This window comes from Diaphorobacter caeni, assembly GCF_015354245.1.
Classification (GTDB): Bacteria; Pseudomonadota; Gammaproteobacteria; order Burkholderiales; family Burkholderiaceae_C; genus Diaphorobacter_A; species Diaphorobacter_A caeni.
In genome coordinates this window covers 29,871-48,873 of record NZ_JADKYZ010000012.1, presented here as the reverse complement: position 1 = coordinate 48,873, position 19,003 = coordinate 29,871, and the positions used below count along the sequence as shown (strand labels likewise).

Below are 19,003 nucleotides of genomic sequence, written 5' to 3'. Positions count from 1 at the left end.
TGTGTTTACTCTGGCGTGCGGCCCAGAAGGGCCAGCAAATCCGCCTCGTCGAGCACCGGAACACCGAGCTCCTGGGCCTTGTCGAGCTTGCTGCCAGCCTCGGCTCCGGCGACCACGTAACTGGTCTTCTTGCTGACGGAGCCCGAGACCTTCGCGCCTGCGGCTTCGAGCATGTCCTTGGCTTCGTCGCGGCTGAGCGTCGGCAAGGTGCCTGTCAGCACCACCGTCTTGCCGGAGAGCGGCAGCTCGCCCTGCGGCCTGGCCTCGCCCTCGGGCCAGGTCACGCCGCAGGCGCGCAGCTGCTCGACCACCTCGCGGTTGTGCGGCTGGGCAAAGAAGGTATGGATCGATTCGGCGACCACAGGCCCCACGTCGTTGACCTGCAGAAGCTGCTCGACGCCCGCGTCCATGATCGCGTCGATGTTGCCGAAATGCTTGGCCAGATCCTTGGCGGTCGATTCACCCACATGGCGGATGCCGAGGCCGAACAGAAAACGCGGCAGCGTGGTCTGCTTGGATTTCTCGAGCCCGTCGAGCACGTTCTGCGCAGACTTCTCCGCCATGCGGTCCAGCGAGGCGAGCGCGACCAGGCCGAGGCGGTAGAGATCGGGCAGCACGCGCACGACGTTCCCGTCCACCAGCTGATCGACCAGCTTGCCGCCAAGGCCCTCGATGTCCATCGCGCGACGGGCGGCGAAATGCAGGATGGCCTCCTTGCGCTGGGCCGCGCAGAACAGCCCACCCGAGCAGCGGTGATTGGCCTCGCCCTTTTCGCGCACCACGGTGCTGCCGCAGATCGGGCAAGCTGTCGGCATGCGGAAATTCGGCACGTACGCCCGGCGCTCACCCGGAACGCGGCCGACGACCTCGGGGATCACATCGCCCGCACGGCGCACGATCACCGTATCGCCGGTGCGCACGCCCTTCTTGCGGATCTCGAATACGTTGTGCAGAGTTGCGTTGGTCACGACCACGCCGCCCACCTGCACCGGCGCGAGACGCGCAACCGGCGTGAGCTTGCCGGTCCGTCCCACCTGCACGTCGATGGCTTCCATGCGCGTCGGCATTTCTTGCGCCGGATACTTGTGGGCCACGGCCCAGCGCGGCTCGCGCGACTTGAAGCCGAGCTGACGCTGCAGCGCGAGGCTGTTGACCTTGTAGACCACGCCGTCGATCTCATAGGGCAGCGTCGCGCGCTCGGCGCCCATGCGCTCATGGAAGGCGACGAGCTCTGGCGCGCCATGCGCCACGCAGACCTGCGGCGCGACCGGAAATCCCCAGTCCTTGAGCTTCTGCAGCATCTGGAAATGCGTCTGGAAGTCCGGGCCGCCATCGGCGGCTGTGGTGATCTCGCCCAGTCCATAGGCGAAGAACGACAGCGGCCGCTGCGCCGCGATGTTCGAATCCAGCTGGCGCACCGCTCCGGCTGCCGCATTGCGCGGATTGGCGAACAGCTTGCCGCCGCTCGCCGCCTGACGTTCATTGAGCTTGTCCAGATCGGCGCGGCGCATGTAGACCTCGCCACGTACTTCAAGGACTGGAGGCACGCCTTGGTCGGCGGGCAGCGTCAGGGGAATCTGGCGGATGGTGCGGATGTTGTGCGTCACGTCCTCGCCGACCTCGCCATCGCCGCGCGTGGTGGCCGCCACCAGCTTGCGGTTTTCGTAGCGCAGATTCATCGCGAGACCGTCGAACTTGGGCTCGGCCACGTACTCGACCGCCGGGCTCGCGGGAGACAGCTCCAGCTCCCTGCGCACGCGGGCATCGAAGGCCTGCGCGCCGCTGGCCTCGTTGTCGGTCTCCGTCTGGATGCTCAGCATCGGCACCGCATGGCGCACCGGCGTCAGGCCGTCGAGCACCGCACCGATCACGCGCTGCGTGGGTGAATCGGGTGTGACGATCTGCGGGTAGGACGCCTCGAGCGCCTGCAGTTGCTGGAACACCCGGTCGTATTCGCCATCGGGCACGGTGGGGGCGTCCTGCACATAATATTCATGCGCCCAGCGGTCAAGCTGCTCGCGCAGAGCACTCACCTTGGCGACGACCTTGGCAGGCACATCCTGCGCGGGTTGGGAAAAGAGATCAAAACTGTCGGACATGGCCGGTTGCATACTTTCTGCTGCGCTGGCGCAGGGCACCATTCGCTGGCATGGGCGCGCGGTCAACGCGCGTCAAAACGACACATTCCAAATGAAAGCGGCCGCCATTGTGAATGAGCGGCCCCGTGTCGGGCAAACACAATGCCCCCCAGACTGTAAGAACGTGTTCACGATCTCCACGCGGGGATCATCAACACGCTCTTGCCAACCATCAGCTGAACAAGCGCCTCGCGAGCGCCGAGCCCGCCGACAGCTCGCGGCTGTCGAGCTTGTCGTAGAGCGTCTCGAGGTCAGCCGTGATCGGGTCCATCGTCATCGCGGGCAGCGGCGAGCCGTTCTGGTCGCACAGCACGCCATCCATCGACTTGCACAGCTCGGCGGCCACTTCGCGCAGACGGCCAAACGGCTGCTCGACACGGTGCACCTGAGCCACATCGAGGCTCAGCAGCACATCGCGGATCGCGGACTGCTCGGGGTCGTCGGAGAGCGCGGCCTGGGTGTCGTAGGACAGCGTGAGCACCGGCGGCAGACCGGCCTCCGCGGCCGGCAGCACCAGACGACCGGGCATGGCACCTGCCGTGAAGCCGACCTTGGCGGCGTTCTGCTGCACGTAGCCGGGGCTCCATGCGGCATGGCGCGCGCGCAGCATGAAGCTCAATTGCGCATCGTGCTCGCTCGCGAACTGGTCCAGCTCCCGGCCACGCGCCACCTCGTGAAGCATGTCGGGGAAATCGACCGCAGCACCAATGGAATCGACGAAGCTCTGGGTCTTCATCACGAATTCGGAAAACTCGATCTCGTTGAGCGCTCCCAGCCGGTTGGCCAGTTGCACCCCCGCCTGGAACTGGCGGTAGCGCTGGCCTGCCACCGGCACTTCCCACTGCTGGGTCACTTCATTGAGACCTTCGACCGCAAATGGCTTGCTGCCCGCGCGGCGCGTGGGCGGCAAGGCGGCGAGCGCGGCGTCACCGGAGACGATCTGATCGGCCACGATGGGCGCGAGCGCGTCGATCAGCGGATCCAGCCCGCCACGGCGCTCCGCGGGCGGCAGAGGCATCTGCAGCGCATCCTTCAGATCGACCGAATGCCCGTCAAAACTGGGCTCGATGCCATTGTCCGGGCCGATGCTGGCCGAGCCCATGCCCTCGAACCCAGGTTCGTGGCGCACCGGCGGCGCGTCGGACGACGTCTCGCTCTCGGCCGGGCTGGCGCGCTTGGGCGCGTTGCGATGGGTGGACCAGGCGTTGTAGCCGACGACGACCGCCAGCACGAGTCCGCCGGCGATGATTAATGCGATCTGAAAAGTACTCATGGTGAATTCAAAACTTGGCGTGGCATCTGGCAACGGACGGCTGCGCTGTCATGGTCAGATATCCGCCATGGACAGCGCGGACTCCATGTCCACCGCCACGATACGTGACACACCCTGCTCCTGCATGGTCACGCCGATCAATTGTTCCGCCATTTCCATGGCAATCTTGTTGTGACTGATGAAAAGGAACTGCGTTCCCTTCGACATCGCGGCCACGAGCTTGGCATAGCGTTCGGTGTTGGCGTCATCCAGCGGCGCATCCACCTCGTCCAGCAGACAGAATGGTGCGGGGTTCAACTGGAAGATCGCGAACACCAGCGCAATCGCGGTCAGCGCCTTCTCGCCGCCCGACAGCAGGTGAATCGTCTGGTTCTTCTTGCCCGGTGGCTGCGCGATCACCTGCACGCCGGCATCGAGAATTTCATCGCCCGTCATGACCAGCTTGGCCTGCCCGCCGCCGAACAGCTCGGGGAACATGCGCCCGAAGTGGCCGTTGACGGTATCGAAGGTGCCCGACAGCAGGGTGCGCGTTTCCGCGTCGATCTTGCGGATCGCGTCCTCGAGCGTGTTCATCGCCAGCGTCAGATCTTCGGTCTGCGCGTCGAGGAAGGTCTTGCGTTCGCGCGCGAGATTCAGCTCGTCGAGCGCGGCTAGATTGACCGCACCCAGATCCGTGATGCTGCGATGCAGCCGGTCGATCTCGCCCTGCAGTCCGCCGATGCGCACGTTGCCCTCGGCGATCGATTGCTGGATCGCGGCGAGATCGGCCTCGGCGTCGTTGAGCAGCGAGGTGTATTGCTCAAGTCCCAGACGCGCAGCCTGTTCCTTGAGCTGGAATTCCGTGATCCGCGCGCGCAGCGGATCCATGGCGCGCTCGAGCTGCATGCGGCGTTCGTCGCTCGCGCGCAGCTTGGCGGTCAGGTCGTCGTACTGGCTGCGCTGGGCGGCGAGCGACTTCTCGCGCTCCATCTTTTCATCGAGCGCCGTCTGCAGACCGCCTTGCGCGGCAGCAGCTGACAGGCGACCCATTTCGTCGCGGGCACGAACATCTTCGTCAGCAAGCGACTTGGCCTGATTGGCCGCCGTCTCGATCGTGCGCGAGAGCTCGGCGCGGCGCGCTTCCATGCTGCGCCGGGAGAACACTGCCTCCTGCGCCTGTCGCTCCAGCGTGCGCTGCTGCTCGCGGCATTCGTTCAGCTTGCGCTCGGCGTCGATCACCCGCTCGTCGAGCTGCGCATGGCGCTCCTGGCTGTCGGCCAGCTGCATGTCCAGCTCTTCGAAGCGTGCCTCGGCGGACACCTTGCGCTCCTGCAGATCGTTCAGTTGCGCATCGACCTCGGCAAGGTCCGCGCCGATCTGCTCGCTGCGCGCGCGCGTCTGCTCGGCCATCTGGGTCAGACGCAGCGTCTCCACCTGCAGCTCATGCGCCCTGCTCTGCGCCTCGGAGGCCTCGCGGCGCGCCGCGACCAGGCGCTGCGAGGCATCGGCATAGGCCGCCTCGGCGCGGATCAGCGCGGTGCGCGACTCTTCGCTGATCAGCGACTGCGCGCGCAGTTCCTTTTCGAGATGCTCGATTTCCTGAGCGCGCGCCAACATGCCGGACTGCTCGGAGTCCTGCGCATAGAAGCTCACGCTGTTGGCCGTGACCGCATGGCCCGAGGCCATGTAGATGGTCTCGCCAGCTTGCAGTTGCGAGCGGCGGTTGAGCGCCTCGTCGAGCGACGTGGCCGTGTAGCAGCCGGTCAGCCAGTCGATGAGCACCGCGTTCAGTCCGGCATCGCTCACCCGCAGCAGCTCGGAGAGTCGCGGCTGGCCGTTGCCCGCTGCGGGCGCCCCGGCCTGCGGCTTGTTGTAGAAGGCCAGTCGCGCGGGGGGCGCGTCGTTGCCTCCGTGGCCGAGAAAACCGCGCACCATGTCGAGGCGGCCGATCTCCAGCGCATTCATGCGCTCGCGCAGCGCCGCTTCAAGCGCGCTTTCCCAGCCGGGCTCGACGTGGATGCGACTCCACAGGCCTTGCATGCCTTCGAGCCCATGTTTGGCGAGCCAGGGCTGGAGCTTGCCGTCGGTCTTGACCTTTTCCTGCAGCGCCTTAAGCGCTTCGAGGCGCGCCGAGAGGTCAGCCTGACGCGCGCTTTCGGTGTTCACCGTCTGCTGGCGCGTGCGGCGGTCCTCGTCGAGCTGCGGAACGGTTTCCTGCAGCTCCATGTGTTGCGCTTCGCTGATTTCGGCAAGCTCGGTCGCCTCGTCCAGCTGAGAACGCAGATTGGTGAGCCGCGCCTCATCAGGAGCGGCCAGCGCGTTGCGGTCGGTGCGCAGACGCTCCTGACGCGATTCGAGCTGGCGACTCTGCTCGCCAAAGCCACGCTGCTCGGCGGCCAGCACCTGGATCTGCTGCTGCACCTGCACGACCGAGGCGCGCTGCTCGGACGCGCGCTGCTGGCTCTGGCGCAGAGCGTCTTCGAGGTCGGGCATCTGCATGGCCTGTTCCTCGACCTGCGCGGCGAGCAGCTCGGCCCTTTCCTCGGCATCCATGCCCGCGCCGGAGAGCGTTTCGAGCTCGATCTCGGCTTCTTCCTTGCGGCCCATCCACTGGGCGATCTGCTCGGCCAGCTGCGTGAGGCGGCTTTCCACCCGCTGGCGGCCCTCGACCACGTAACGGATCTCGGCCTCGAGCTTGCCAACCTCGGCGGTCGCCTCGTACAGCCTGCCCTGCGCCTGATTGACCTGGTCACCTGCGGCGTAGTGCGACTGGCGGATGGTCTCGAGATCGGCCTCGACAGCACGCAGATCGGCCATGCGGGCTTCAAGATCATTGACCGCCTGCAGCCCCTCCGCGCGCACCTTGGCCTGATCGGCTTCGGAATCGGCCCGCTTGAGGAACCACAGCTGATGCTGCTTGAGCGTGACGTCGGCCTGCAGCGCGTTGTATTTGGCGGCGACCTCGGCCTGCTTCTCGAGCTTTTCGAGGTTGGCGTTCAGCTCGCGCAGAATGTCTTCGACGCGGGTCAGGTTCTCGCGCGTGTCGGAGAGACGGTTTTCAGTCTCGCGGCGCCGCTCCTTGTACTTGGAGACGCCAGCGGCCTCCTCAAGGAACAGTCGCAGCTCTTCGGGACGCGACTCGATGATCCGACTGATCGTGCCCTGACCGATGATGGCGTAGGCGCGCGGCCCGAGGCCGGTGCCGAGGAACACGTCCTGCACGTCCCGGCGGCGCACCGGCTGGTTGTTGATGAAGTAGCTGCTGGTGCCGTCGCGCGTGAGCACGCGCTTGACGGCGATTTCGGTGAACTGGTTCCACTGCCCGCCCGCGCGGTGGTCGGCGTTGTCGAACGTCAGCTCGACGCTCGAGCGGCTCGCGGGCTTGCGATGGGTCGTGCCGTTGAAGATCACGTCCTGCATCGACTCGCCGCGCAACTCGCTCGCCTTCGACTCCCCAAGCACCCAGCGAACGGCATCCATGATGTTGGATTTGCCGCACCCATTCGGCCCGACGACGCCCACGAGCTGGCCGGGAAGCAGGAAATTGGTGGGTTCGGCAAACGACTTGAAGCCGGCGAGTTTGATGGAGTTGAGACGCACGAGTCAGGAGGTGTTGATCAGGGCGCAATGGATGTTCAGAGTGGAATCATACCGTGCAAGCGCCTTGTTCAAGCCAGCGCCGCAAAGGTGCTACCAAATTTGACAAAAAACGGCACTCACGCACTTCTCGGCGCAAACGCGATGATGGCCATGCCGGCCAGCGTCACCGCGCCCCCCACCACATCCCACAGCCCCGGCTTCACGCCATCCACGGCCCAGAGCCAGACCAGCGCCACGCAGACATAGACGCCGCCATAGGCCGCATAGACGCGCCCGGACGCGTCGGGGTGCAGCGTGAGCAGCCAGGAAAACAGAACGAGGCTGGCGGCAGCGGGCACCAGCAGCCAGATGGAGCCGTCCTTGCGCAGCCACAGCCACGGCAGATAGCAACCGATGATTTCCGCCAACGCGGTCAATAGATACAAGCCAAGGGTGGTCATGCCTCCGATACTAATCGTTTGGAACGTGCTGACGACCCCAGAGCGTCAGAGCGTGGTGAGGATCTCAGACGGCAGCAGACGTCTTGCCGTGGGCGATCGCCAGCGACTGCACCAGCGCCTCGAACTCGCGGATCGGCAGTGGCGGGCTCAGCAGATACCCCTGCCAGCCATAGCAATGATTGCGCTCGAGGAACTGGCGCTGCGCCTCGGTCTCCACGCCTTCGGCCGTGACCTGCAGGCCCAGGCTCGTACCCAGCGCGACGATGGTCTTGGCGATGGCGGCATCGTTCGGATCGGTCAGCACGTCGCGCACAAAACCCTGGTCGATCTTGAGTTCATCGAGCGGCAGGCGCTTCAGATACGACAGCGACGAATATCCGGTGCCGAAGTCATCGAGCGAGAACCCGACGCCGTAGCTCTTGAGATGGGCCATCTTCTTGACGGTGTCGTCGATGTCCTCCAGCAGCAGGCTTTCCGTCAGCTCAAGGCGCAGCAGTCGCGCGTCCGCCCCCGTGCTGGCCAGCGCCGCGAGCACCTGCGGCACGAAACCGGCTTGGTGGAACTGGCGCGCGCTCACGTTCACCGAGAGCGTCAATTCACTCATCACCGGATCATTCGCCCAGCTCGCCAACCGCTCGCAGGCGGACTTCACGCCCCACTCCCCTAGACGCAGGATCAGACCGCTCTCCTCCGCCAGCGGAATGAACTGCGCCGGAGAGATCGCCCCCTTCAGCGGATGCTGCCAACGCAGCAGCGCCTCGGCGCCCACGATCTGGCCATGCAGCATCTGAGGCTGATAGGCGAATTCGAACTGTCCCTGCGCGATGCCGGCGCGCATGTCGGATTCAAGCGCCACGCGCGCCTCCACCACCGCCTGCATTTCGGGATCAAAGAAACGCAGCGCGTTGCGGCCCTCGGCCTTGGCGCGGTACATCGCCAGATCGCCGCGCTTGAGCAGTTCATCGGCCGACTCGCGCTGCCCATGAAAGAGCGTGATGCCGATGGAGAGTGTCGTGTGATGGTGCTCGTTGCTGAGATCGAACGGCTCGCGCATCACGTTGAGGATCCTCTGCGCGACCTCTTCCGCTCCTGCCGCTGCCGCCTGTTCGCTCTCGCCCAGTGAACGCAGCACGACCACGAACTCGTCACCGCCGTGGCGGGCCACCGTGTCGTCGGCATGCACACAGCTGCGCAGACGCTGCGCCACGATGCCCAGCAGCCGGTCGCCCATGTCATGCCCCTGGGTTTCGTTGAGGCTCTTGAAGTTGTCCAGATCAAGCATCAGCACCGCGCCGTAGCTCTGGTGGCGCGCGCTCATCGCGAGCGCCTGCTGCAAGCGGTCGAGCAGCAGTCGGCGGTTGGGCAACTGGGTGAGCGGGTCATAGTAGGCCAGATAGCGCGCACGCTCTTCGACCGCCTTGCGCTGACTCACGTCGACCAGCGTGATCAGATAGTCGTCATCGTCGTCGCCAAGAATCACGCCGGCCATCTCGAGCGAACGGGAATGTCCGCCCTTGTGGGTGATGACGCATTCCATCGCCCGGATGTAGCCATTGCCCTCGCGGGCCTCGCGGCAGGCCTCGTTCCAGCGCGTGAGGTAGAGTTCGCGCTCCTGCGGATCGCGCACGATCGCCTCCCACCACTTGTCCAGACTCGCGAGTTCATGCGTGTCGTAGCCACAGATCTGCGAAAAGCGCTCGTTGCTGAAGTTGAAGCCATCCGCACGCACCTTGGCGATGCCGATGGGCAGCCGGTCCAGAATGCCGCGCAACCGCTCCTCGCTGGTGCGCAGCGCCTCTTCCATGTGCTTGCGCTCGCTGATGTCCAGAATGACCGACACGTTCTGCATCGGACGACCGTTGCGATGCGATACCGGCGTGGCCGTCAGGTCCACCCAGACGGGCTTTCCGTCCTTGCGCAGGTAGCGCTTCTCGAGTCGGACCGAGGCCAGATTGCCCTCGACCATGCGGCGCATCTGCTCGCCGCCAGCGGCAATGTCTGCGGGGTGGGTGAAATGCTGAAAGCTCTTGCCCTCGATTTCCGCGACCGTGTAGCCGAGCATCTGGGCGAAGGTCTCGTTGGCACGCTCGATCACTCCCGTGCCGCTTTGCACCTGGATGATGCCGACCGCCGCCTGTCCGAAGAGCGAGCGAAAGCGCTCCTCGCTCGCCAGCAGCGCTGGCATTGACATTGTCGGCATGGCTTTGCGCCTGGGCGCGGCGCAGGCTCAACAACGTCACCAGAATCGAGATCAGCGCCGTGAGAAGCACGCCCGCGCCCGCCATCAGCGCGGGCAGACTGCGCTCCAGCGGCGAGAGCAGCGGCGTATCGTGCTCGAAGCTCAGGCGCCACAGGCGACCGCCGAAATGCACATCCTTCTGCAGGCGCGCGCTGTCCACGCCGTCCATGGATTTGGACTCGTAGAGCGTTGCGGGCGACTTTTGCGGCACGAGCAGGCCATCGGCATCAAGCTCGCCCATGTCGGACATATTGAGAACCAGATGCGCCCACGGGCCTTCACCGCGCACGTTGTCGATGAGCTCGCTCATGCTGACGGCGACATCCACCGTGCCGAAGAAGTCGCTGTCCCTGCCCAAAGGACCCTTTGCCGTGAAGATCGGCATGCGCATCACCACGCCATTGGACGCGAGGGACTTCTGGATCAGCGGGAACGGCGCGGAGATCGCCATGTTGCGGGTATCGCGCGCCCGGACGACCGCTTGCAGGTTCAGTGGCTGCGAGTGCATTTCAAGGCCTTCGATCTTTTCGTTGCCTCGCAGCGGCCACAGATACTCGACCACGTAATATTCAGGCCAGTAATCCGCCGGCTGAAAATCGAAACTCCTGTGCGACTGCCCTGTGGCTGACGGCTCGGCGCGCGTGCGGGCCAGAAAATCCTGCCGTTCGGCTCCGGGCACGACCCGCGTGAACGAGACTCCCAGCGCGCCAGGATGGCGCCGCCCCAGTTCCATGTTGTCCGCGAGCTTTTCAAAATCGCGACGCTGCAAATGCGGATTGAGCTTCATCACGCCCTGCAGGCCGCTCAAGATGTCCATATAGGACTGAAAGCGGCGCTGGACTGCCTGGGTGAAGGAGCTCGCCTCCTGCTCGAAACGCATGTGCGCCACCGCAGCCGCCGAATTCTCCTGATGGCGCCACAACGCGAAGCTGCCCAGCAATCCCAGAATGGCAACGACCAGGCCCGGCACCCAGAACCGAAGCGGGAAGCGCAAAGAGGGAGACTCGGACATCAAGGAATCAGGTGAACCTGCGGAGTGGACGAATGAACATGAAATCGTGGCCTTGGGACCCCCGGCACGAATCGGATCGACGCATGCCGAGGCACTATCCGGCGATTATGTTTCCAGCTATGTTGAGATGGCAACTAATAGTTATGCAATTACGCATTTTCTTACACATGCACGTTACAAACATCTGGCTGATTGACCGAACTTTGTCGGCCCGTAAAGAGCAGAGTTCAAGAAAAGCGATCAGCAGTATTTCGCATCGTTGCCTTTGAAACTTGCTGGTGTCTGTCAAGGTCCGCAAATATCGGACGCTTTGACCTTTGTTCAAAATAACGCCTTCAGACCACCTCTACGCCAGTCAAACGCCTTTGGCGCAAATGCAACAAAGCCGACGTGCCTTGGAAGACAGAGGGTCGGCTTGCGAGGTTTGGGGCAATCCAGATCGTCGATTGCATCTGGCAGGCCCCTGAAAAATTACGGTCTCTCGGGGAGCCGGGGACAATGGCGCCCCCTGCCCGTACCATCGCAGCAGGAGTTACATACGAGTGCTGTTCGATTTCTTTGAGAGGCGTCTTCCGCCCTACCCGCCCAACGATCCCCAGTTGCCGCCCCATGGCTTCTTCGCCTTTTTATGGGCCTGCACGCGCGGCATGCGTGGCTGGATCGGGTTGCTGACGCTGACTTCGGCGCTGCTGTCGATCTACGAAGCGTTTTTGTTCGCCGTCATGAGCCGCGTGGTCGACTGGCTCGCCACCACGCCCGCCGTGCAGCTGTGGGAGGTGCATCAGGGCAAGCTCACCGGCATCGTGGTGATCCTGCTGTCGAGCATCGCCCTGCTTGGTCTGCACACCATGGTGATGCATCAGGTTTTGGCTATCAACTTCCCCATGCGCATGCGCTGGATCTTCCACCGGCTGATGCTGGGCCAGAGCATGTCGTTCTACGCGGACGAGTTCGCGGGTCGCATCACCACCAAGATCATGCAGACCGCGCTGTCCGTGCGCGAAGTCGTGTTCATCGTCGTGGACGTGCTGATCGGCGTGGTCGTGTATTTCGTCAGCATCCTGCTGCTGGCCGCAAGCTTCGACTGGCGCATGATGGTGCCGTTCGGCATCTGGCTGGCCTGCTATGTGGGAGCGTGTTTCTATTTCGTGCCGCGCCTTGGCAAGATTGGCAAGGAGCAGGCCGACGCGCGCTCGCTGATGACGGGCCGCGTGACGGACGCCTACACCAACATCGCCACGGTCAAGCTGTTCGCCCACACGCGCCGCGAAGCCGAATACGCGCGCAACGCGATGGATGCGTTCAAGAAGACCGGCTACGCGCAGATGCGTCTCGTGAGTCAGTTCGAACTGGCCAACCACGCGATGATCACCCTGCTGATTCTTTGCAGCACCGGATTCGCGCTGTCGCTGTGGACGAAAGGCGAAGTCAGCACGGGCGTGGTGGCTGCGGTGATCGCCATGGCGCTGCGCATTGCGGGCTACTCGCACTGGGTGATGTGGCAGATGACCGGCCTGTTCGAGAACATCGGCACGATTCAGGACGGCATCGTCACGCTGACCAAGCCGCGCACCATCGTGGACTCGGCGAAAGCCCAGCCGCTCGTGGTCGACCAGGGCCGCATCCATTTCGAGAACGTGAGCTTCGGCTACAAGGATGGCGGCAAGCGCGTCATCGACCATCTCGACCTGAACATCCGTCCCGGCGAGCGCATCGGCCTCATCGGTCGCTCGGGCGCGGGCAAGTCCACGCTGGTCAACCTGCTCCTTCGCTTTCACGACGTGCAAGGCGGCCGGATCACCATCGATGGTCAGGACATCCGCGAGGTCACGCAGGACAGCCTGCGCGGCGCCATCGGCATGGTCACGCAGGACACCTCGCTGCTGCACCGCTCGATGCGCGACAACATCCTCTATGGTCGCCCCGACGCCAGCGAAGAGGCCATGCGCGCCGCCGCTCTCAAGGCCGAGGCGGCCGAATTCATCGACAACCTCACCGACCTCAAGGGCCGCAGCGGCTACGACGCGCAGGTCGGCGAGCGTGGCGTCAAGCTCTCGGGCGGCCAGCGCCAGCGCGTGGCGATTGCACGCGTGATGCTCAAGGACGCGCCCATCCTGCTGCTCGACGAGGCCACCAGCGCGCTCGACAGCGAGGTCGAGGCCGCCATCCAGCAGAGCCTCGACGGTCTCATGCACGGCAAGACGGTGATCGCGATCGCGCACCGCCTGTCCACCATCGCCGCGATGGACCGACTCGTGGTCATGGACAAGGGCCAGATCGTCGAACAGGGTTCGCACCAGGAACTGCTGGAGAAAGCGGGCATCTACGCCAAGCTCTGGGCGCACCAGAGCGGCGGCTTCCTCGGAGAGAACTCCAGCGATCACCTCATCGCAAGCTGACGACAAAAAGCCCTGAACCGTGTCACGTTTCAGGGCTTTTTGCTTTTTGCTCTTTCAGTTGTGAGACTCTGGGCCGGACGGTTGCGAGTTCGGCTGCTCCTTGTCGGGCAACTGCATGAACAGCACCGTGGCCGCCAGCGTGAGCAGCCCCATCACGATGAACGTGCCCCGGAACGCCCACAGGGTGTCACCCGCCGCGGCGCTGCCCAGATGGGCCTGGAAGCCCGCAAGCACCGCTCCCGCGATGGCCACGCCCATGCCCATCGAGAGCATCTGCACCATCGACAGCAGGCTGTTGCCGCTGCTCGCGAAATGCGGCAGCAGATCCTTGAGGGTGACGGTGTTCATGGCCGAGAACTGAAGCGAGTTGATTGCGCCGAAGACAAGAAGCTGCGCGATCAGCACCGGCGTCGGAACGTCCGGTGAAATGAACGCGAAGCTCGCGATCAGGAGCGCCAGCAGCCAGGTGTTGGTGACCAGCACCTCGCGGTAGCCGAAGTGGAAAATCACCCGGGTGACGAAGCGCTTCATCGCCATGCTGCCGATCACCGTGGGCAACATCATCATGCCGGCGTGCATGGGAGAGTAGCCCAGGCTCACCTGCAGCACCAGCGGCATCATGAACGGCATCGCCGAGCTGCCGAGACGCGAAAACAGATTGCCAAGGAGTCCCACGCGCAACGTGCGCACGGTGAACAGCTCGGGCGCGAACAGCGGCTCGGGCTTGCGCAGCGCATGCAGCCAGTAGCCGCAGAGGCACGCAAGGCCGAACACCAGCATGATCAGCGCCGAAGCGCCGCGCACGCCCCCGCCGCTCGCCATGCCTTCCACCGCCAGAGAGACCAGCGCCATGCCGGCCGCCAGCATCAGATAGCCGAGCAGGTCAAAGCCGCGCGGTGGCATCTTCTCGCCGACCGGCATGTACTTGCTCGCGGCGACAAGGCCGATCAGCCCCACCGGCACATTCACCCAGAAGATCCAGTGCCAAGAGGCGAACTCGACCATCCAGCCGCCCAGCGTCGGCCCGATCAGCGGCCCGACAAGCCCCGGAATCGCCACAAAGCTGATCGCCCGGATGAATTGCTCGCGCGGAAAGGCCCGCAGCACCGCAAGCCGCCCGACCGGCAACAGCAAGGCGCCGCCAAGGCCCTGCACCACGCGCGAGGCCACCAGCAACTGAAGATTGGGAGACAGCGCGCAGAGCACCGAGCCGAGCACGAACAGCGCAATCGCCGACATGAACACGCGCCGCGTGCCGAACTTGTCCGCGAGCCAGCCCGAGGCCGGAATCAGCACCGCCATCGCGAGCGAATACGCGACGATGACCGAATGCATCTGCAGCGGACTCTCGCCCAGTTCCTCGGCCATGGCCGGCAGCGCCGTATTGACGATGGTGCCGTCGAGCGTCTGCATGAAGAACCCGAGGGACACCAGCCACAGGAGCTTGTTCTTGACGGGAGAGAGTTCGGCGGCGGGCGTGGAAGTCATGGGCAGCGACGGTCAATCGGCAGCGGGCGGGCCACAAGTTTGCCACCGCCCCTGCACCGCCGCTTGTCGCCGCCCGCAAGCCCATCAGCGGGCTTGGGAGATAGGCGCATCAGGCTTGATTGGCCTGTTCCGCGTGCTCGATTTCGACCGGTGTCATCAGCGCCTGCGACGCGCGCTTGCCGCGCAGCCAGGCATAGGCCGCGCCCAGAATCGCGAACCAGATCGGCGTGGCGATCAGGGCCGAACGGGTGTCGGCCTCGAACGTCAGCAGCACCAGAATGCCCGCGAAGAACGCGAGGCACAGCACGCACATCGCCACGCCGCCGGGCATGCGGTACCTGGATGCCGCATGCAGATGCGCACGGGTGCGGCGGTATTGGATGTAGGACAGCAGGATCAGCGACCAGACGAACATGAACAGGATCGCCGAGATCGTGGTCACCAGCGTGAATGCCTCGACCAGATCGGGAATCACCCACATCAGAAACGCCCCGCCAAGCAGGCAGATGCAGGAGAACAGCAGGCCGCGCGAGGGCACGCTGGCCTTGGAGAGCACGCCGAAAGAGCGCGGCGCATCACCCTTGAGCGCGAGGCCGAACAGCATGCGGCTGGTCGAGAACACGCCACTGTTGGCCGACGAGGCCGCCGAGGTCAACACGACGAAATTGATGATGCCGGCGGCAGCGGGCAGCCCGGCGAGTACGAACAGCTCGACGAACGGGCTCTTGCTCGGCACCACGTCGCGCCAGGGCGTCACGGCCATGATCGCAATCAGCGCGCAGACGTAGAAGATGATGATGCGGATCGGGATGGAGTTGATGGCGCGGGGCAGCGTCTTCTCGGGGTCCTTGGCCTCGGCCGCCGTGGTGCCGACGAGCTCGATGCCCACGAACGCGAACACGGCGATCTGGAAACCCGCGAAAAAGCCCATCGCGCCATGCGGGAACATGCCCCCGTCATTCCAGAGGTTGGAGAGGCTCGCGACGCGACCCGCAGGCGACGCGAAGCCAGTGGCGACCATGTAGATGCCGGTGCCGACCAGCGTCACGATGGCGACGATCTTGATCATCGCGAACCAGAACTCGATCTCGCCAAACAGCTTCACGGTGAGCAGGTTCAGCGACAGCAGCAGGCCCACGCAGAGAATCGCGGGCGCCCATTGCGGAATGTCGGGAAACCAGAACTGCGCATAGGCCGAAATCGCGATCACGTCGGCGATGCCGGTGATGATCCAGCAGAACCAGTAGGTCCAGCCGGTGAAGAAACCCGCCCACGGCCCGAGCAGATCTGCCGAGAAATCGATGAACGACCGGTATTTCAGATTGGACAGCAGCAACTCGCCCATCGCGCGCATCACGAAAAACAGCATGATGCCGATGATGGCGTAGACAAAGACGATCGACGGCCCGGCCAGACTGATCGTCTTGCCCGAACCCATAAACAGCCCCGTGCCGATGGCACCGCCGATGGCGATCAGCTGGATGTGGCGGTTGGTGAGGTTGCGCTGCAGGTCGTCATGACCCTCCGGCGCTTGCTGACGGGCTGGCTGGGCCGGCTTTGTCATGGGCGGAACTCCGTGAAATGGAAGAAACAATGCAAGGCCGACCGGCGAAGGCAGGCCCTGTCCGAATCACAAACCGGCTCGGACATGAATCACGGGAAGGATGTGAGAACGCAGGAATCAGCCGCCAATGATGCAGCCCGAATCCGTGGAGTTTCTTGAATACCTTGCTCTGAAAAGAGAAAAATCAAAAACTTCCGTTATTTTATTCCTCAAGCTTGCAAGATGCTTGCGGCATGGCTGGCTTCATCGCCGGATCTGTGAGTCCGGCTGCAGCAGAGCCTTCTCCTTGCCCGCCACCTCCTTGAGCAGATTCCACACCGCCTGGATGCGCGCGAGCTGCTTGGCCTCCTGCGGCATGCTCATCCAGAAAGTGCGGGTGAACTGTGCCTCCTGCGGCAGCACGCGGCTCAGGACCGGGTCGCGGTCCGCCAGAAACGCCGGCAGCACCCCCAGCCCCGCGCCGATCCGCACGGCCTCGTACTGCGCGGTGATGCTGGTGCTGCGGAACGCAAAGCGCTCAGGCGCGTGGAGCTGGTCGATGAACTGCAGTTCCTTGGTGAAGAGCAGGTCGTCCACGTAGTTCACAAAGGCGTGGTGTCGCAGGTCCTCGCGCCGGGTGACCAGCGGGCGGCGCGCCAGATACTCACGCTGACCGTAAAGGCACAGCGTGTAGTCGGCCAGCCGGGTGACGATGACCGAGCCGCGCGTCGGTCGCTCGAGCGAGATGACGATGTCCGCCTCGCGCCGCGACAGATGCAGCAGCCGCGGCAGCGCCAGCAGGTCGATGGACAGGCCGGGATGGTCGAGCGTGAAGCGCGCCAGATGCGCCGCGAGGATCGAGGTGCCGAACCCCTCGGTCACGCCCACGCGCACCAGGCCGGTGAGCCCGCTCGCGCCGCTGTGCGCCTCGGCCGAGCTCTCCACGCCCAGCACGGCGGTCTCCATCGCCTCCACCGACGGCAGCAATTGCCGCCCCGCTTCCGTCAGCCGGTGACCCGATGCCTCCCGAACGAAGAGCGGAATGCCCATCTGCTTTTCCAGCGTCTGGATGCGCCGCGCGACCGTCGTGTGCTCCACCCCCGTGCGCCGCGCCGCGCCGATCAGGGTGCCCGCGCGGGCGAGTTCGAGGAAGTAGCGCAGATTGTCCCAGTCCATATTGATCCATCCGAAGCAGTAGTCCAGCCGTCATTGTGCAAATTTGCAAAACCAGACTGCAGGATTGTCTATTGATAAGACATATTTGCACAACTAACATCCGCACATTCGCCAATCAACCACAACCGGACCACCGGACCACTGGATTTCAAGGAGACATCAATGAACGCACCCGCCCATTCCGCCGTGCTGGCCCCTTCCGTCAAGCTGCTCATCGGCGGCAAGTTCGTCGAGTCCAAGACCACGCAATGGCGTGACGTGGTGAACCCCGCCACCCAGGAAGTGCTGGCCCGCGTGCCGTTCGCGACACCCGAGGAAATCAACGCCGCCGTCGCCTCCGCCAAGGAAGCGTTCAAGACCTGGAAGAAGACTCCGATCGGCACCCGCGCCCGCATCTTCCTCAAGCTGCAGCAACTGATCCGTGAAAACATGGGCGAACTGGCCGCCCTGCTGACGGCCGAGCAAGGCAAGACCCTGCCCGACGCGGAAGGCGACGTGTTCCGTGGCCTCGAAGTGGTCGAGCACGCGGCCAACATCGGCACGCTGCAGCTCGGCGAGCTGGCCAACAACGTGGCCAACGGCGTCGACACCTACACCATCAACCAGCCGCTGGGCGTGTGCGCCGGCATCACGCCGTTCAACTTCCCCGCGATGATTCCGCTGTGGATGTTCCCGATGGCGATCGCCACCGGCAACACCTTCGTCCTGAAGCCCTCCGAGCAGGACCCGATGGTCACCATGCGCCTGTGCGAACTGGCGCTGGAAGCCGGCATTCCCGCTGGCGTGCTGAACGTGATCCACGGCGGCGAAGACGCCGTGAACGCCATCTGCGACCACGCCGACATCAAGGCGATCAGCTTCGTGGGCTCGACCAAGGTCGGCACGCACGTCTACAACCGCGCCAGCCTCAACGGCAAGCGCGTGCAATGCATGATGGGCGCGAAGAACCACGCCATCGTCATGCCCGACACCAACAAGGAACAGGCCCTGAACGCCTTGGCCGGTGCAGCCTTCGGCGCGGCAGGTCAGCGCTGCATGGCCCTGTCGGTGGTGGTGCTGGTGGGCGAGGCCCAGAAGTGGATTCCCGACCTGGTCGAAAAGGCCAAGACGCTCAAGGTCTCCGGCGGCACCGAAAAGGGCACCGATGTGGGCCCGGTCGTGTCCTGCGCGGCGCTCTCCCGCGTGGAAGGCCTGATCGAGCGCGGCATCGCTGACGGCGCCAAGCTCGAGCTCGACGGCCGCAAGCCGAACGTGCCAGGCTACGAAAAGGGCAACTTCGTCGGCCCGACGATCTTCTCCGGCGTCAAGCCCGGCATGTCGGTCTATGACCAGGAAATCTTCGGCCCCGTGCTGTGCATCGCCGAGGCGGCCGACATCGACGAGGCCATCGAGTTCATCAACGCCAACCCGAACGGCAACGGCACCGCGATCTTCACCCAGTCGGGTGCAGCGGCCCGCAAGTTCCAGGAAGACATCGATATCGGCCAGATCGGCATCAACGTGCCAATCCCCGTGCCGGTCCCGCTGTTCTCGTTCACCGGCAGCCGCGCTTCCAAGCTCGGCGATCTGGGCCCCTACGGCAAGCAGGTCGTGATGTTCTACACGCAGACCAAGACCGTGACCGCCCGCTGGTTCGATGACTCGACCACCAGCCACGGCGTGAACACCACGATCAGCCTGAAGTAAGCGGCATGGCAAAGCCTGTGCATCGTGATT

The 19,003-nt window shown here is 64.4% G+C and carries 11 protein-coding genes and 1 pseudogene; 3 read left to right on the top strand and 9 right to left on the bottom strand.

Going from position 1 to position 19,003, the window contains the following annotated elements; translation table 11 throughout:
• Window positions 1-5: 5 nt before the first annotated feature.
• The 6 genes and pseudogenes from ligA to ISG32_RS27865 form a co-directional block, all read right to left on the bottom strand.
• Window positions 6-2,099 (bottom strand): NAD-dependent DNA ligase LigA, encoded by a 2,094-nt coding sequence (ligA, locus tag ISG32_RS24560; protein ID WP_194773650.1) that lies wholly within the window; start codon window positions 2,097-2,099, stop codon window positions 6-8.
• A gap of 211 nt (window positions 2,100-2,310) precedes the next feature.
• Window positions 2,311-3,411 (bottom strand): cell division protein FtsZ, encoded by a 1,101-nt coding sequence (locus ISG32_RS24555; protein ID WP_194773649.1) that lies wholly within the window; start codon window positions 3,409-3,411, stop codon window positions 2,311-2,313.
• A 54-nt stretch (window positions 3,412-3,465) separates the two neighbouring features.
• Window positions 3,466-6,990: a chromosome segregation protein SMC gene (smc, locus tag ISG32_RS24550; protein ID WP_194773648.1), complete on the bottom strand. Its 3,525-nt coding sequence runs from the start codon at window positions 6,988-6,990 to the stop codon at window positions 3,466-3,468.
• Window positions 6,991-7,106: 116 nt separating this feature from the next.
• Window positions 7,107-7,430, bottom strand: coding sequence for a YnfA family protein (locus ISG32_RS24545; RefSeq protein WP_194773647.1), 324 nt, complete (start codon window positions 7,428-7,430; stop codon window positions 7,107-7,109).
• A 64-nt stretch (window positions 7,431-7,494) separates the two neighbouring features.
• Window positions 7,495-9,630: a putative bifunctional diguanylate cyclase/phosphodiesterase gene (locus ISG32_RS24540; protein WP_323745991.1), complete on the bottom strand. Its 2,136-nt coding sequence runs from the start codon at window positions 9,628-9,630 to the stop codon at window positions 7,495-7,497.
• Between the two features lie 319 nt (window positions 9,631-9,949).
• A pseudogene (locus ISG32_RS27865) lies at window positions 9,950-10,402 on the bottom strand (CHASE domain-containing protein); the annotation flags it as partial.
• On the opposite strand from ISG32_RS27865, the gene ISG32_RS27860 reads away from it, so the two are divergent.
• Window positions 10,382-10,696 carry a hypothetical protein gene (locus tag ISG32_RS27860; protein ID WP_323745995.1) on the top strand — a complete coding sequence of 105 codons (315 nt, stop codon included), beginning with the start codon at window positions 10,382-10,384 and terminating at the stop codon, window positions 10,694-10,696. The pseudogene ISG32_RS27865 and the gene ISG32_RS27860 overlap by 21 nt on opposite strands.
• A gap of 530 nt (window positions 10,697-11,226) precedes the next feature.
• Complete coding sequence (locus ISG32_RS24535) at window positions 11,227-13,080, top strand: ABC transporter ATP-binding protein (protein ID WP_194773727.1); 1,854 nt, start codon at window positions 11,227-11,229, stop codon at window positions 13,078-13,080.
• Window positions 13,081-13,134: 54 nt separating this feature from the next.
• Here the strand turns inward: ISG32_RS24535 and mdtD are convergent, their stop codons facing one another.
• The 3 genes from mdtD to ISG32_RS24520 form a co-directional block, all read right to left on the bottom strand.
• Window positions 13,135-14,568: a multidrug transporter subunit MdtD gene (mdtD, locus tag ISG32_RS24530; protein ID WP_194773646.1), complete on the bottom strand. Its 1,434-nt coding sequence runs from the start codon at window positions 14,566-14,568 to the stop codon at window positions 13,135-13,137.
• Between the two features lie 109 nt (window positions 14,569-14,677).
• The gene (cycA, locus tag ISG32_RS24525; protein ID WP_194773645.1) at window positions 14,678-16,132 is read right to left on the bottom strand and encodes a D-serine/D-alanine/glycine transporter; all 1,455 of its coding nucleotides are present in this window, start codon (window positions 16,130-16,132) and stop codon (window positions 14,678-14,680) included.
• 243 nt (window positions 16,133-16,375) lie between these two features.
• Window positions 16,376-17,287, bottom strand: a complete 912-nt coding sequence (locus ISG32_RS24520) for a LysR family transcriptional regulator (RefSeq protein ID WP_194773644.1) — start codon at window positions 17,285-17,287, stop codon at window positions 16,376-16,378.
• A gap of 162 nt (window positions 17,288-17,449) precedes the next feature.
• On the opposite strand from ISG32_RS24520, the gene ISG32_RS24515 reads away from it, so the two are divergent.
• A complete protein-coding gene (locus tag ISG32_RS24515) occupies window positions 17,450-18,973 on the top strand; it encodes a CoA-acylating methylmalonate-semialdehyde dehydrogenase (protein ID WP_194773643.1) in 1,524 nt (507 codons plus the stop codon).
• The last annotated feature ends 30 nt before the right edge of the window (window positions 18,974-19,003 follow it).